The sequence below is a fragment of the Bradyrhizobium sp. PSBB068 genome (assembly GCA_016839165.1).
In the GTDB taxonomy this organism is placed as follows: domain Bacteria; phylum Pseudomonadota; class Alphaproteobacteria; order Rhizobiales; family Xanthobacteraceae; genus Bradyrhizobium.
The window spans coordinates 2,119,873-2,134,760 of record CP069300.1 but is presented as its reverse complement, the minus strand read 5'-3'; the positions used below and the strand labels follow the sequence as shown (position 1 = coordinate 2,134,760).

Sequence of the window (14,888 nt, the reverse complement as noted above, 5' to 3'; positions counted from 1 at the left end):
GACCGTGTAGCCCGGATGGAGCGTGGCGCAATCCGGGAACAGTCCCGCAAGTTTCGAGAACCCCGGCTTACGCCGACTTGCGCACCGCGTTGTCGACCAGCGTCTTGCCGAGCGACCAGATCGCGCCGGGCACCTTGTGGCTGCCGGCGATCACGTCGTCGAACGACTTCTCGATCCAGCTGCAGTCTTCCTCGGTGATCATCAGCGGCGGCAGCAGCTTGATGGTGTGGAGGCCGTGGCCGGCGACTTGCGTGAGAATCTTGTGATCCTTGAACAGCGGCACCGTGATGAGCTGGCAGAACAGGCCCTTGTTGGCGGTCTCCAGCAGGTTCCACGACGCCTTCAGGCGCAGCGATTTCGGCGGGCCGAACTCGACGCCGATCATCAGGCCCTTGCCGCGGACTTCCTTCATCAGTTCATAGCCCGGCACCATGCGCGTCAGCGCGAGGCGGAGCTCGGCGCCGCGCTTGGCAGCGTTCTCGACGAGCTTCTCGGCCTTGATGACATCGAGCGTCGCGATGCCGGCGGCCATCGCCAGATCGTTCTTGGCGAAGGTCGAGCCGTGCACGACCGCGCGGTCCATCTGGTTGAAGATCTTGTCGAAGATGTTCTTGCGCGTCAGCAGCGCACCGATCGGCACGTGGCCGCCGGACAGCGCCTTCGCCAGCAGCACCATGTCGGGCTCGATGCCCCAGTGCTCGATCGCGAGGAACTTGCCGGTGCGGCCGATCCCGGTCTGGATCTCGTCGGCGATGAACAGCGTGCCGTATTTGCGGCACAGCGCCAGCGCGCCGGGCAGGAACTCGTCGGTGGGCATGTTGACGCCCTTGCCCTGGATCGGCTCGACGATGAAGGCGCCGACCTGGCGCGACGACAGCGCCTTCTCCAGCGCCTCGAGATCGTTGAACGGGATCGGCGTGCAGCCCGGCAGCAGCGGTTCGAAGCCGCTGCGGAAATTCGAATCATCGGTCAGCGACAGGGCGCCGTAGGACAGGCCGTGGAACGAATGCCCGCAATAGACGATGCCCGGACGGCCGGTCGCGCCCCGCGCGAACTTGATCGCAGCTTCGACCGTTTCGGCGCCGGAATTGGCGAAAAACACCTTGTCCAGATATGGAACATGCTCCAGAAGCCGTTCCGCGAGCACACCCGCGAGCGTCGAGACGTCGAGCTGCACGAGATTGGGCAGATCGGCGTCGAGCACGCTCTTGAGCGCCTTGCGCAGGGCCGGATGATTGCGGCCAATCGCAAAAACGCCAAATCCGCTCAATAGATCGAGGTAACGAGCCCCCTGACGATCGAACAGGTACTGGCCTTGCCCCTTCTGGAAGCCGACGTCATAGCCGATGGTCTTGAGGACGCGAACGAGCTGCTCGTTGAGATGACGCGTGTGCATGGCACCGCGCTGCCCCTCGCGCTCCACAAAAATCTCGGAAACGTCTAAATTGGAACTTACCATTCGTTACATACGTCGGTTGATGGCCATCTCGTCAACTTAAAACGCTCGCTAGCGGCGTTTTGACCCCCGCTCGGATCGTCTAGTTAAGCACAGGTTTGGACCATGTTGCACTGCCCAAGAACATTCGCACGTACAATAGCCGTTTCAGGTTTATTTTTGGCCACCGTATTATCACCGGCGCTTGCAGCGGACCCGACCGGCGACTGGAAGGTCGCAGACGGTGTCGCCACCATCCGCGTCGCCCAGTGCAATGGCAACATGTGGGGTGTGGTGTCCTGGGAAAAAACCCCCGGCGGTAAGGATAAGAACAATCCTGATCCGGCCAAGCAGAGCAGGCCCACCCTCGGCATGCCGATCCTGATCGACATGAAGAAGAAGGCCGGCGCCGATGCGTGGGAAGGCCAAGTCTACAACGCCAAGGACGGTCAGCTCTACAGCTCGACCATCAAGCCGGTCGGCACCGACCAGCTCGAGATCCAGGGCTGCGTGCTCGGATTCCTGTGCGGCGGCGAGACCTGGACCCGCGTCGGTCCGCCGATCCCGGTGAGCGCCGCCGGCAACCCGGCCCCCGCAGGGGCCCCTGCTGCGAAGGGCGCCCTTCCCAAACCGGCAGCGCCGCAGAAGACCACCGGCGCCGTGGCGCCTGCCGCCAAGCCGGCTCAAAAGCAGGCAGCCACCCCCCCGGGCACCGCCAATGCGTCGGCGGACACCGTAGGCGATATCTGCCTGCTGCCGGACATCGCGCGACCGACGCACTGATCACGGCCAGACGGCGCATCACTGCCTGGCGGCAAATGGTGGCTTGGCAGCGCCTGCCGCCAAGCCGGATCGGCAGTGGATCGCGAACGCGTCAGGTGACGTCGTTGGCGATATCCTCCTCCTTGAGGGCCTCGCGCGGCTTCCCCATCAGCGCCGGCTGGAACAGCAGAACGGCCGCCAGCGTGGTGACGAGCGAGAGCGCAAGCAGCTTGCCCATGCTCGCAGTGCCGGGATGACTGGATAGCCACAGGCTGCCGAACGCCGTCGCCGTGGTCAGCGCGCTGAAAAAGATCGCACGTGTCAGGCTCGACTGCAGCAGATTCGTCCTGCCCTGCCGCCACGCCGTGACATAGTAGATCTTGAACGCCACGCCGACCCCGAGCAGCAGCGGCAATGCGACGATGTTGGCGAAGTTGAGCGGCAGCCCGATCAGCACGCAGATCTCCAGCGTGACGATGCCGGCGACCAAGAGCGGCACCAGCGTCATCAGCACGTCGACCACCCGGCGCAGCGTCAGCCAGAGCAGCAGGCTGATCGTGACCAGCGCCAGAATTCCGGCGTGGATGAACGCCTTCACGATGACGTCGCCCGATTTCAGGATCGAGACCGGTCCACCGATTGCGGTCGGCTCGGCGGCGAGCACGGCGTCGGCAAAGCGGCGCAGATTGTCGTTGTCGTTCGGATCGCCCTTCGGCTCGACCTCGACACGCATCAGGCCGTCCTTGGTCTTCCAGCTCTCGACCAGTTCCTGCGGCAGGTTCTGCAGCGTGACGGTCTGTGCCTGCAACGTATTGCGCAGCTGATCGAACACGATCTTCATCGGCGCGACGAAGACGTCCTGCGCCTTGTCGCGGGTCGCCTGGTTCGAATCGGCGAGCTTTTGCAGGGCGTCGGCGAGTCGGCGCGCGGCAACCGCACCCGGTCCCTTGCTGTCGCCCGCGGTCCTGCGCAGGCTGTCGACCGAGCTCTTCAGCGACTCGACATTCTCCTGATCCGACGGCGCCGGATCGACCGAGTCCGGGTTGAGCGCGGGGCCGAGCGTCTTGGCGGCCTGCGCGATCAGCTTCAGCTTTGCCGGCTGGTCATCAGGCACGAAACTGTCGAGCGACATCACGCGCGACACCTCAGGCAGCTTCTCGAGCTTGGCCTCGATCTTCTTGGCGTCGGCTTCCGAGCGCGTCATCACGTTGATGGCGTTGGCGCCGGTGTTCGGATCTTTCCTCAGATCGAGGAATGTCGCGATCGATTCCACCTTGGCATTGCGCAGATTGATCGGATTGAAGTCGAACTTCATGTAGTGCAGCAGCGGCAGGCCCGCGACCGTGACCAGGAGCGTGCCGGCGATGATCGGAACGCGATGCTTCTCCAGGAAGTGGTCGAGCGGCGCCAGGAAGGCGTAGCCGACCGCCTCCTTCTCGCCGGGCGGATTGAGCAGGTCGAGCAGCGCCGGCAACACCGTGATGCTGGTGACGAACGCCACCAGCATGCCGGCGCCGGCGATCTTGCCGAGCTCGGAGATGCCCTTGTAGTCGGTCGGCAGGAAGCACAGGAAGCCTGCGGCGGTCGCCATCGCCGCGAGCGACAGCGGCACCGCGGAGCGGCGCGCGGCGTTCTCGAGCGCGAGCGTCAGATTGTCGTTCTTGAAGCGCTCGGAGCGGTAACGCACGCTGAACTGGATGCCGAAGTCGACGCCGAGGCCGATGAACAGCACGGCGAAGGCGATCGAAAGCAGGTTCAGCGAGCCGACCATCATCAGGCCGACCGCCGTGGTGAGGGCAAGGCCGATGAACAGGTTCACGAACACGGCGAAGATGATCTTGCCGGAATGCAGCGCCAGCCAGAGGATCACCAGCACGATCACCACGGTGCCGATGCCGTTGGTGATCGCACCGTCCTGCACGGTGGCGTATTCCTCGTTGGCGATCGGCACGGGTCCGGTCAGGCGGACGCGCGCGTGATATTCGGTCGGGAATTTCAGATCGGCCGCCGCCTGCCGAATCGCGTCGGTCGCGGCCTTGCCCGGCTCCAGCGCCGAATAGTCGATGATCGGCTTGATCTCGATGAAGGCGCGCTTGTCCGAATCGGTCAGCGGCTTGTCGCTGGTGAGCTCGCGCCAGGAGAAGGTCGCACTGCCCTTGGCGAGAACGGTCTCGACGGTCTCCGAGATCAGGTTGAACGGCGGAGCGGCATTGTCGAGCTTGACCTGCCCGCGCTTGACGCCGGCGAGGCCGGTCTCGAGCGCACCGGTCAGACCGCGAATCGAAGGATCGCCCGCCATGATTTCGATCAGCGGCGCGGCCGATTCGAGCTGGCCCGTGACCTTGCCGACCTCTTCGGTCGGCAGGTACAGCAGTCCGTTCTTTTCGAAGAATTCGCCGGAGCCGAGCGCGGTGATCGCCTCGAAGTTCTTCTTGTCGGCTTGCAGCCTCGCGGTGAGCGCCTTCGCGGCCGAGCTGGTCAGCTCGGGCGTCGCTGCCTCGACGACCGCCAGGATCAGCCGCTCGCGATCAAAGGCTTCCTCGAACTGATTGTCGCGCTTGCGCCAATCCAGATCCGGCGAGATCAGCTTGTTGATGTCGGTGTTGATCGAGAAGTTGCGGGCCGTATAGAAGCCTGCGCCGATCGACAACAGCAGAGAGAGAATGACAACCGGAAGGGCAAAACGCGTACAGGTCCTAACAACGGAGACGACAATATTTGTCAGCACTTCGTTTCTTTCTAAGCTCGGGGAAGCATGGCCGAAAACGCCCGCTCTGTAGCGGAGTTCCGGGGACCGATCTAATGTTGTTTTGGTTATCTTCCTCGACGGGACGGCGAGAAGGTTCCAAACCACAGGAACGGCCACGAGTGGCCGGTATAGACCGCATGAGTGGGCGATAAAGTGACGAACAAGTGAGGGGGACCGACGGTCGCAGGGGCCTCATCCAATACTATATTACCTCAAATACCCTCCCGCATCGTCATCGCAGTCCTTCGCGGCGCTACCTTTTTGCCACAAAACCCTGTATTTCCATGCTCTTGAGGGCGCGGATCACGTGCAGGACCTGAGATGATGCGGACATTGCAACCGACGTTGCAGGGTCCGACCGGGCGGAGTGCGTTGTCGGAAAGACCGCAGGGCATGAAATGAGATTGGTGCAATTTGCGTAACGGACGTCCCATGGAAGTGTTTCTTGCCCAGCCGCGCGGCTTTTGCGCGGGCGTGGTGCGCGCGATCGAGATCGTCGAACGCGCGCTCGCGAAGTATGGCCCGCCGGTCTATGTCCGGCACGAGATCGTGCACAACAAGCATGTGGTCGAGAGCCTGAAGAAGAAGGGCGCGATCTTCGTCGAGGACCTGTCGGAAGTGCCGGCCAAGGCGGTCACCGTATTCAGCGCCCATGGCGTCGCCAGGAGCGTCGAGGAGGAGGCGGAAGCCCGCGACCTGCCCGTGCTCAACGCCACCTGCCCGCTCGTTACCAAGGTCCACAACCAGGGCAAACGCTATATCTCCAGGGGCCGCGCCCTGATCCTGATCGGGCATGCCGGCCATCCCGAGGTCGAGGGCACCATGGGGCAGGTTCCGGGACCGGTCCTGCTGGTCCAGAGCGTCCAGGATGTGGCGGAATTGCGGCTGCCGACCGACGCTCCGGTCGCCTATATCACCCAGACCACCCTGTCCGTGGACGACACCAGGGACATCATCGCGGCCCTACAGGCCAAATTTACAGATATTCAAGGCCCGGACATCAGGGATATCTGCTATGCGACACAGAACCGCCAATCTGCGGTAAGGGACCTGAGTAAGCTGGTGGACGTCATTTTGGTGGTGGGGGCCGCCAATAGTTCCAACTCGAACAGGCTTCGTGAAATCGGCACCGAGGTCGGCGTCGCGAGTTATCTCATTGCCGATGGGAGCGAGCTCAACCCGGATTGGCTGAAGGATGCGAAGGCCGTCGGCATCACGGCGGGTGCATCGGCACCCGAAGTTCTGGTCGACGATGTCATCGAGGCCCTGCGGCGCATCGGACCGGTATCGGTCTCGGTCGTTCCGGGCCGCGAAGAGAATATCGAATTCCGGCTGCCGGCCGAACTGACTGCGGGCTGATCTGAACCCACTTCCCTTTGAATAAGTGCAGAAAGAAAATCGTCTAATGGCTATACCATTCTTCAAGGAAATGCGTATCGGCGGTTATCTGATCAAGCAGAAGCTGCTTGGCCGCAAACGCTATCCGCTCGTGCTGATGCTCGAACCCTTGTTCCGTTGCAACCTCGCCTGCGTCGGCTGCGGCAAGATCGACTATCCCGATGCGATCCTCAATCGCCGCATGACGGCGCAGGAATGCTGGGACGCGGCCGATGAATGCGGCGCGCCGATGGTGGCGATTCCCGGCGGCGAGCCGCTGATCCACAAGGAGATCGGCGAGATCGTGCGCGGCCTCGTGGCGCGCAAGAAATTCGTCTCGCTGTGCACCAATGCGCTGCTGCTGGAGAAGAAGCTCGATCTGTTCGAGCCGTCGCCCTATCTGTTCTTCTCGGTGCATCTCGACGGCCTGAAGGACCATCACGACAAGGCGGTGTCGCAGAAGGGCGTGTTTGATCGCGCCGTTTCCGCGATCAAGGCGGCGAAGGCGCGTGGCTTCACGGTCAACGTCAACGCCACCATCTTCGACGGCCATCCGGCCGAGGAGATCGCCAAATTCCTCGACTTCACCACCGAGCTCGGCGTCGGCGTCTCGATGTCGCCGGGTTACGCCTATGAGCGTGCGCCCGACCAGGAGCACTTCCTCAACCGCACCAAGACCAAGAAGCTGTTCCGCGACGTCTTTGCGCTCGGCAAGGGCAAGAAGTGGAACTTCATGCATTCCGGGCTCTTTCTGGACTTCCTCGCCGGCAACCAGGAATACGAGTGCACGCCCTGGGGCATGCCGGCGCGCAACATCTTCGGCTGGCAGAAGCCCTGCTATCTGCTCGGTGAAGGCTACGCCAAGACCTTCAAGGAGCTGATGGACACCACCGATTGGGACACCTACGGCACCGGCAAGTACGAGAAGTGCGCCGACTGCATGGCGCATTGCGGCTACGAGCCGACCGCAGCCACTGCCGCGATCAACAATCCGCTGAAGGCGATGTGGGTGGCGCTGCGCGGCATCAAGACCACGGGCCCGATGGCGCCGGAGATCGACATGTCGAAGCAGCGTCCGGCGCAGTACATCTTCGCCGAGCAGGTCCAGAAGAAGCTCTCCGAGATCCGCCGCGACGAGGCTGAAGCCTCCGCCGCCAAGCAGCAGGCGAAGGCTTCGACAGCCGCCTGAGGCGCGATCCGAGCGAACACAGAAACATCAAGGCCCCGGTTCAGCGAACCGGGGCCTTTTTGTTGGATCAGGATGCCGCCAGCAGTTCCGATCGCGTCCGCAGCAGCAATTGCTCGATCTCGGCCGCGCGCGGCGCGCTGAGTGTGCCGCGTTCGATCCCGAGCGGGACGTTGCGCAGGGCCAGCTCGCGATACAGCGCGCCCGAGGACGGAAAGCGCTCGTCGAGGGCGCGGAGATGCTTGAGGATGGTGCCGACATCGCCGCGCGCCACGCAGCCGCCCATGCCGTTGGCCAATCCGCCATCGAGGACGGCCGCGACCGTGCCGCGCAGCAGCGGCATCATCGCCCGCAGCGCGTCAGCCTCGCTGGCGCCAAAGCTCTTCCAGAGCTCGACGCCCTCCTTGAGCAGCGCGATCAGGAACGGGCCGACATAGTAGGCCGAGGCGTGATACAGCGCGCGCACGCCGGCCGGCAGCGCCAGCGGCTCGCAGCCGATACGGGTCGCAAGCCATTCCAGGTCGCGCCTGAAATCGCCCTCGGCCTCGATGCCGACGGTGCATCCGCGCAATCCCTCGAGCGCGACGTCGGGATTTGCGAACATCTGCATCGGATGAAAGCCGCCGGTGGCCGCGCCTGCGGCTTTGGCATGATCGAGCGCCGCGAGCTCGGTCGCGCCGCTGCAATGAACCACGCGGTGACGCGGCTGCCAGCGCAGATCGCGGCAGACCGGCAGGATCGCATCGTCGCTCACGGTCAGGAAAACCATGTCGCAGCTGTCAACGACCTGCTGCGGATCCGGCATCGGCCGTGCCGACAGGATGCGGGAGCCGAGCCGCTGCGCGGCATCGGCACCGCGATTATGAAATGCCGCGACGTTCAGCTCCGCGCGGGCGAATGCCGGCGCGAGCGTTTGCGCGACGCGGCCGGCGCCGATGAAGCCGATCGGCAGCGCCGCCAGCGACGAGCTCATTGCGCGTAGCTCCCATCAAGGCGGTCGAGCCGGCGCCGCAGTGCCGGCCATTCCAGCAGGCCGTAGCCGGCTTGCAGATTCTGCGCCGCTTCGTTCATGGTCGGATTGGTGTCGCGCTCATTGTCCAGCGTGATCTCGGTGCCGGCAAAGCAGGTCACCGTGTTGCCGATTGCAAGCTCGGTCGGCGCATGCAGCGGCCGGCCGCAGCCGAGCGCATCGACCTGGATCCGGCAGGCCTGCTCAAGCCAATAGATCGCGTTGAACGCCTGCTGAATCGTGTTGCCGCACACCAGCAGGCCGTGATTGCGCAGGATCAGCACGTTGTTGCGGCCGAGATCGGCCACGACGCGGTCGCATTCCTCACGATCGATCGCCGGCCCCTCGAAATCGTGATAGCCGATCCGCCCGTGGAACCGCATCGCGGTCTGCGACAGCGGCAACAGCCCTTCGGCGAGCGCGCTGACCGCCGTGCCTGCCCTGGTGTGGGTATGCAGAACGCACTTCACGTCGGGCCGTGCGCGATGGATCGGCGCATGCAGATAGAAGCCGGCGACGTTGACGTTGTAGCCGTGATCGGGCTGCAACAGCGTCCGGCCCTCGATGTCGATCTTGACCAGGCTCGACGCCGTGATCTCCTCGTACAGCATGCCGTAGGGATTGATCAGATACTGATCGTCATGCCCCGGCACCTGCGCGCTGATATGGTTGTAGATCAGGTCGGTCATGCCATAGAGCGCGACCAGGCGGTAGCACGCCGCGAGGTCGACCCGGGTCGCCCACTCCCGTTCACCCACGACGGCTCTGACGTCGTTGACGGCACAAACTTCGCTCTGGCGCATGTTACTTGGGCCCTTGGTGACGGATGACGGAGGCGCGTTCGACGATATGGCTGAGCCCCTCCGACGACGGCAGCGCGCCGAACACATGCGTCGCATCGGCGCCGAACCTCGATTGCACGAACAGATCAGCGGCAGTCGCGTCGCTGTGTCTCAGCATTTCGGCAGCCTGCAACGCATGCGCCATGCGGGTGACCAGCGCCCTCGCGTGCCCATCGTCCGGATAGCGGGCCTGCAAGCGATCGGCGAGGTCGTCAGTGCTCCGGTCATAGATCGGGTTGAGGCCCCTGCTCCCGCGCAATTCGTCGATGAACGCATCGCGGCACTTGGCATCGCGCTGCATGGCGCGCAGCACGTCCATGCACATCATGTTCGAGGTGCCTTCCCAGATCGAATTCAGCGGCGCCTCGCGATAGAGCCGCGCCATCGCATTCTCCATGATGAAGCCGTTGCCGCCGTGCACTTGCAGGCACTCATAGGTGAAGGCCGGCGCGCGCTGGCAATTCCAGAACTTCATCACGGGGGTCGCGACCCGCGCCAGCAGCCGCTCGTGCTCGCTGGCCTGCAAGCCGTCGGTCGCGCGCGCGACGCGAAACGCGCCCAGCATCGCCGCCTCGCTCTCGAGCGCGAGATCGGCCAGCACGTTGCGCTGCATCGGAAGCTCGGACATCGGTCTGGCGAACGCGGTTCGGGTCTGCGCGTGATTGATGGCGAGGCTCAATGCCTGCCTCATCAGCCCGGCGGAGCCGACCGCGAAATCCAGCCGCGTCAGATGCGCATGCGAGAGGATTTCCGCGATGCCGCGGCCTTCCTCACCGACCAGGATCGACCAGGTGTCGTGATACTCGATCTCGCTTGACGCATTGGAGCGGTTGCCGCATTTGTCTTTCAGCCGCTGGATGTGGATGCGGTTGGCGCTGCCGTCGGGCAGCAGGCGCGGGACGAACAGGCAGCTGACGCCGGACCGGGTACGCGCCAGGGTGTAGAATCCATCGGCGACCGGCACCGAGAAGAACCATTTGTGGCCGGTGATCGCATAGATCTCGCCATGCGCGCCGCGCTCGACGAAGCGCGCCGTGGTCTGGGTCTCGCGCAGATCGGAGCCGCCCTGCTTCTCGGTCATCGCATAGCCGATGACAGCAGCACGCTTGGCCTCGATCGGAAGCCGGCGCGGGTCGTAATCCGCGGTCAGCGTTCGCTCCCGCCACAGCGCAAATTGCGGCTTGCCGGCAAATCCGGCGATCGCGGCGTAAGCCATGCCGGTCGGGCAACCGACGCCGTTCTCGATCTGATTCCAGAGATAGCTCAGCGCCGCGCGCGCCAGATGGCCGTGCGGCTCGCGCGTCGACCAGGCCAGGCTATGCACCTCGCTCTGGAACGCCAGCGCCATCAATTGATGCCAGGCCGGATGGAATTCGACCCAATCATCGCGGTTGCCGTAGCGGTCATGGGTCACGAGCTTCGGTTCGTGCTCATTGGCAAGTCGTGCCGCCTCCTGCGCGGCCTCGCTGCCGGCATGGGCGCCCAGCGCAGAAAGCTTATCGCGTGCCCACGGCGCCAGCTTCGCGATCAGGCCGCTCAGCGCGCGGTCGTCCTCGAACGCGTTGAAGCCTGTCGCGGGCCGCGCCTGGTTGCGGACTTCGTGGGTCGCAAACGGACTGGCTTTCACTTCTGCGACGGCTACAGGCTGGACACGCGCATTCATGCGGAGACTCGCGATACGGGGGTCAATTCAGGCGTCGTGTGGCGAAACAGCATGCGCGCGGCGAGCCCTGCGATCGATTGCGCGATCGCCTTCGCCGCATCGGAATCGGGAGCCGCCTCGGGCGCCAGCGGACCGACCAGCGCTTCCATGAAGGCGCCGGTGACGCAGGATGCAGCGACGTTGGCGTCGATCTCGACGAACTCGCCATTGGCGATGCCGCGCCGGACCAGCCTTGCGATCTGGTCGGCGAGTGCGGCGCGGTATTTCAGGCGCGCGGCGTCGATCTCGGGTTCACAGGGTTCGGCGATCAGCGCGTAGGCCAGCCGACGGCCGCGCATCGCACGCACCGCGAAGGTGTAGATCGCATCCACCAGACATTGCGACGCCGATCCCTCGGCCTCGACGATCGCGGCAACCACCGCCACCTCGCGCTCGGACACCAGTCCGAGCACCTGCGCGTACAGGTCCGCCTTAGAGTCGAAGTAGCGATACACGCTGCCCGTGGCCACGCCAGCCCGTGCCGCGATCAGGGCGATCTGGGCATCCTTCCAGCCGCTCAGCGCCACCGTCTCCCTGGCGGCATCCAGGATGCGTGCCTTGGTCTCGACGAGCTGATTGAGGCGAACCGCCGCGATGGCCATCGTGAACCTTAATTCATGAATACAGGATCATAATTCATCCTCCGTTGAATGCCTGGATCTGTCAAGCATCCAGCGGGCCCCTGCGGCCCCAGGACGCGCCTGCCAGCCCCGAAGCCGCGCCGCCCCGCACGAAAGACGGGAGCGCGCAGGCAGCACGCAGCAACGCGCTCGCGCGCCCCTCGGCAAGGACCGAGCTGTCCCCCCGTCCAGCGCAATGCGCCAGCCCGGTGTGGGCATCAAGCCAAACCACCAGGTCCCAAAAGCAAAAGGCCCGGTCGCGATGCGACCAGGCCTTTGTTTTGAACTTGATGCGTCGAGAAACCCGTCCCAGCCCGGGACGGTTGGATCAGGCCGCCTTCGCCGTGACCATGACGCCGTCCACCGGCATCAGCACTTCGTTGCCGAGCAGGAAGCCGCGGCAGCTGCGCAGCGAGCGCAGCGCGCGGTTGAAGTCGATCCCGGTCGACACCAGTGCCCGCAACGTGCGCGGATTGCGCGCGATGCCCCGCAGCACCTTGCGCAGGTCGATGTCGCCATTCGGCTTCACCGCGGATTTCGCAAGCTCCGGCAGCGCCCGGTGCGCGGGATCGCTGATCACGCGCAGCGCGGCGAACGGAATGCGCGCCTTGGCGGCATAGGCTGCCGCAATATGGCTCTCCATGTCGACCGCGGCTGCACCCGTCATCGAGCGCAGAGCGGCCTTGCAGGCCTTCGCCGCGATCACCTCTTCCACGCCGGCAAGCCCGCCGCGAACGATCCTGCGGCGCTTCAGCGCGGCGCTGGCGATCATCTCTTCGTTCAGGGCGGACGCCGCCAGGAAACGCGTGTCGCCGGACATCACCTCGGTCGCGACCACGACGTCGCCGGACTTGAGCGACGGGTCGAGCCCTCCGGCCACGCCGAACGAAATCACGCCACGGAAGGTCGTCGGATCCAGCGTCGCCAGCAATGCACGCAGCTGCTGCGGATCGCTCGAACTGCAAATCACGATCATGCCGGGACCCGCTGCGATACGGGCCTCCTGCACCAATCCAGTCACAATCAATACCGGCCGAGGATCAATTCTACTGTCCACGGTCTCGGCGGCCCCCGCCTCAACAATCACATCCCGACCCCTACCACCCTGCTATTGGTGCTTCTCAGATTCCGATACCGCGCCAGCGCCCAGAGCGGAAAGAACTTCGAGTAGCCATGATATCGCAAGTAAAATACCCGCGGAAACCCCGTAGCTGTGTATCGCTGCTCGTCCCACAGCCCTTTTTCCGTCTGTGTTGCCTTTAGGTACTCCACCCCCCGCACGACGGCCGGGTTTTCGACCTCTCCGGCGGCCATCAATCCAAGCAAAGCCCATGCCGTTTGTGAGGAGGTCGACGGCGCAACTTCATAACCCTTGTAATCCAGCCGGTAGCTGACGGCGTCCTCGCCCCAGCCGCCGTCCTGATTCTGGACGGACGCCAGCCATTCTACCGCCTTTCGGATCATCGGGTCGTTGCGATCGACCCCTGCGACATTTAGCGCACACAGCACCGACCAGGTGCCGTAGATGTAGTTCAGGCCCCAGCGGCCGTACCAGGAGCCCTCGGGCAGCTGGGTACGGCGCAGATAGGCAATGCCGTCGGCCATCGCCTTGCTGCTCTCGGCGGTCTCGCCGAGCTGGCCCAGCATCGAGATGCAGCGCGCGGTGACGTCCTCGGTCGGCGGATCGAGCAGTGCGCCGTGATCCGAGAACGGGATGTTGTTGAGGTAATATTCGAGGTTGTTGGCGTCGAACGCGGCCCAGCCGCCGTCCCGGCTCTGCAGGCCCTCGATCCACTCGCGGCCGCGCGCGATCGCCTCGTCGTATTCGCGGGTCCCGGTATGACGCCGCACGCGATCCATCGCCATGACAACCACGGCGGTGTCGTCGAGGTCGGGATAGTGGTCGTTGTTGTACTGGAACGCCCAGCCGCCGGGACGCACGTCCGGCGCCTTGACCGCCCAATCGCCCTTCAGCTCAAGCACCTGGCGCGGCTTCAGCCAGTCGAGACCCTGCTTGGCCTTGGCGAGGGTGTCGTCGCCGCCGGCTTCCTGCAGCGCATGACAGGTCAGTGCCGTGTCCCACACCGGCGAAACGCAGGGCTGGCAATAGGCCTCGTCGTCGCCGATCACGAGCAGCTTGTCGATGCCGCGTCGGGTGACGGCGCGCGGCGGAAAACTCTCGTCCTTGCCGAGCGCCTCATACATCATGACGATGTTGGCCATCGGCGGATAGATCGCGCCCATGCCGTCTTCGCCGTTCAGCCGCTCTTCGGTGAAGGCGAGCGCTGCATCGATCGCGCGCTGGCGCAGGCTGTTCGGAAACATCGGCTCGATCACGCGCAGCACGGCGTCGAGCGAGCGGAACAGGTAGAACCAGCTCGCGCTCTGGTGCGGCGCCTTCGGCGCCATGCGGACCGATTTCGGATCCTCCAGGAACAGCTCGTCGATGCCGACGCCCTTCGGATTCTTCGCGCGCGGCTTCAGCGCGGCGAGCACCATCAGCGGCACCATCGTGGTGCGCGCCCAGTACGAGATCTTGTTGATGTGGAACGGCGACCACATCGGCAGCAGCATGATCTCGATCGGCAGCACCGGCGTTGCGCGCCAGGTCACGACGCCATAGAGCGCGAGCAGGAAGCGCGTGAACACGTTGCTGCCCGAAGCGCCGCCGCGCGAGCGGATCGCCTCGCGCGCCCGCACCATGTGCGGCGCGTCGACGGAATCGCCGATCATCTTCAGCGCGAAGTACGACTTCACGCTGGCGCTCATGTCGAACGGGCCGTCATGCACCAGCGGCCAGCCGCCATGCGCGCCCTGGACGCGGCGCAGATAGTTGCCGATCTTGGCCTCGAGGGCCGCATCGACGGGCTCGGCCAGATAGTGACGCAGCAGGATGTACTCGGCCGGAATGGTGCTGTCGGCCTCGAGCTCGAACACCCAATGTCCGTCGGACTGGCGATAGCCAAGCAGTGCTTCGGTTGCCTTGGAGATGCTCTTCTCCAGCGCGACCGGATCGACTGCAACGCCGTGATCTCTCGAAAGCATCTCGCTCGATATCCTCTTCATCGCGGGCCGGCTGTTCGAAAGCCGCGGCCGCTTCCGAACATGATCCGATCAAATCGGATCATGTTCTCATTCATTTGCCGGTCGCACTTTCTTGACGCGAACCGGTGACCACTTCGCTCGAAAATGCTCCAGCAGGTCGA

At 64.4% G+C, this 14,888-nt stretch carries 11 protein-coding genes; 3 read left to right on the top strand and 8 right to left on the bottom strand.

The genetic code is table 11. From position 1 onward, the window contains the following. Positions 1-67 precede the first annotated feature (67 nt). Positions 68-1,459 carry an aminobacteriohopanetriol synthase HpnO gene (hpnO, locus tag JQ507_09885; GenBank protein QRI71755.1) on the bottom strand — a complete coding sequence of 464 codons (1,392 nt, stop codon included), beginning with the start codon at positions 1,457-1,459 and terminating at the stop codon, positions 68-70. A gap of 102 nt (positions 1,460-1,561) precedes the next feature. On the opposite strand from hpnO, the gene JQ507_09880 reads away from it, so the two are divergent. Next, positions 1,562-2,218: a DUF2147 domain-containing protein gene (locus JQ507_09880; protein QRI71754.1), complete on the top strand. Its 657-nt coding sequence runs from the start codon at positions 1,562-1,564 to the stop codon at positions 2,216-2,218. A 91-nt stretch (positions 2,219-2,309) separates the two neighbouring features. Here the strand turns inward: JQ507_09880 and JQ507_09875 are convergent, their stop codons facing one another. After that, positions 2,310-4,925, bottom strand: a complete 2,616-nt coding sequence (locus tag JQ507_09875; protein ID QRI71753.1) for an MMPL family transporter — start codon at positions 4,923-4,925, stop codon at positions 2,310-2,312. 453 nt (positions 4,926-5,378) lie between these two features. On the opposite strand from JQ507_09875, the gene ispH reads away from it, so the two are divergent. Then, positions 5,379-6,305, top strand: coding sequence for a 4-hydroxy-3-methylbut-2-enyl diphosphate reductase (ispH, locus tag JQ507_09870; protein ID QRI71752.1), 927 nt, complete (start codon positions 5,379-5,381; stop codon positions 6,303-6,305). 46 nt (positions 6,306-6,351) lie between these two features. Further along, positions 6,352-7,512, top strand: coding sequence for an adenosyl-hopene transferase HpnH (gene hpnH, locus JQ507_09865; GenBank protein ID QRI71751.1), 1,161 nt, complete (start codon positions 6,352-6,354; stop codon positions 7,510-7,512). Positions 7,513-7,579: 67 nt separating this feature from the next. On the opposite strand, the gene JQ507_09860 is transcribed toward hpnH, so the two are convergent. The 6 genes from JQ507_09860 to shc all read right to left on the bottom strand — a co-directional run bounded on the left by JQ507_09860 (position 7,580) and on the right by shc (position 14,727). Next, complete coding sequence (locus JQ507_09860; protein ID QRI71750.1) at positions 7,580-8,482, bottom strand: DUF2520 domain-containing protein; 903 nt, start codon at positions 8,480-8,482, stop codon at positions 7,580-7,582. Further along, entirely contained in the window at positions 8,479-9,321 is an 843-nt protein-coding gene (locus JQ507_09855; GenBank protein ID QRI71749.1) for a class II aldolase/adducin family protein, read from the bottom strand. The genes JQ507_09860 and JQ507_09855 overlap by 4 nt, the downstream gene beginning before the upstream one ends. A gap of 1 nt (position 9,322) precedes the next feature. Further along, positions 9,323-11,023 carry an acyl-CoA dehydrogenase family protein gene (locus JQ507_09850; protein ID QRI71748.1) on the bottom strand — a complete coding sequence of 567 codons (1,701 nt, stop codon included), beginning with the start codon at positions 11,021-11,023 and terminating at the stop codon, positions 9,323-9,325. Beyond that, positions 11,020-11,664 carry a TetR/AcrR family transcriptional regulator gene (locus JQ507_09845; protein ID QRI71747.1) on the bottom strand — a complete coding sequence of 215 codons (645 nt, stop codon included), beginning with the start codon at positions 11,662-11,664 and terminating at the stop codon, positions 11,020-11,022. The genes JQ507_09850 and JQ507_09845 overlap by 4 nt, the downstream gene beginning before the upstream one ends. Positions 11,665-12,010: 346 nt before the next feature. After that, positions 12,011-12,739, bottom strand: a complete 729-nt coding sequence (locus JQ507_09840) for a phosphorylase (protein QRI73271.1) — start codon at positions 12,737-12,739, stop codon at positions 12,011-12,013. A 26-nt stretch (positions 12,740-12,765) separates the two neighbouring features. Further along, the gene (gene shc, locus JQ507_09835; protein QRI71746.1) at positions 12,766-14,727 is read right to left on the bottom strand and encodes a squalene--hopene cyclase; all 1,962 of its coding nucleotides are present in this window, start codon (positions 14,725-14,727) and stop codon (positions 12,766-12,768) included. Positions 14,728-14,888 lie beyond the last annotated feature (161 nt).

Excerpts from the sequence above, each read along its gene's own strand:
- hpnO (QRI71755.1), bottom strand. The coding sequence starts at position 1,459 with ATGGTAAGTTCCAATTTAGACGTTTCCGAGATTTTTGTGGAGCGCGAG.
- JQ507_09880 (QRI71754.1), top strand. The coding sequence starts at position 1,562 with ATGTTGCACTGCCCAAGAACATTCGCACGTACAATAGCCGTTTCAGGT.
- ispH (QRI71752.1), top strand. The coding sequence starts at position 5,379 with ATGGAAGTGTTTCTTGCCCAGCCGCGCGGCTTTTGCGCGGGCGTGGTG.
- hpnH (QRI71751.1), top strand. The coding sequence starts at position 6,352 with ATGGCTATACCATTCTTCAAGGAAATGCGTATCGGCGGTTATCTGATC.
- JQ507_09860 (QRI71750.1), bottom strand. The coding sequence starts at position 8,482 with ATGAGCTCGTCGCTGGCGGCGCTGCCGATCGGCTTCATCGGCGCCGGC.
- JQ507_09855 (QRI71749.1), bottom strand. The coding sequence starts at position 9,321 with ATGCGCCAGAGCGAAGTTTGTGCCGTCAACGACGTCAGAGCCGTCGTG.
- JQ507_09850 (QRI71748.1), bottom strand. The coding sequence starts at position 11,023 with ATGAATGCGCGTGTCCAGCCTGTAGCCGTCGCAGAAGTGAAAGCCAGT.
- JQ507_09845 (QRI71747.1), bottom strand. The coding sequence starts at position 11,664 with ATGGCCATCGCGGCGGTTCGCCTCAATCAGCTCGTCGAGACCAAGGCA.
- shc (QRI71746.1), bottom strand. The coding sequence starts at position 14,727 with ATGCTTTCGAGAGATCACGGCGTTGCAGTCGATCCGGTCGCGCTGGAG.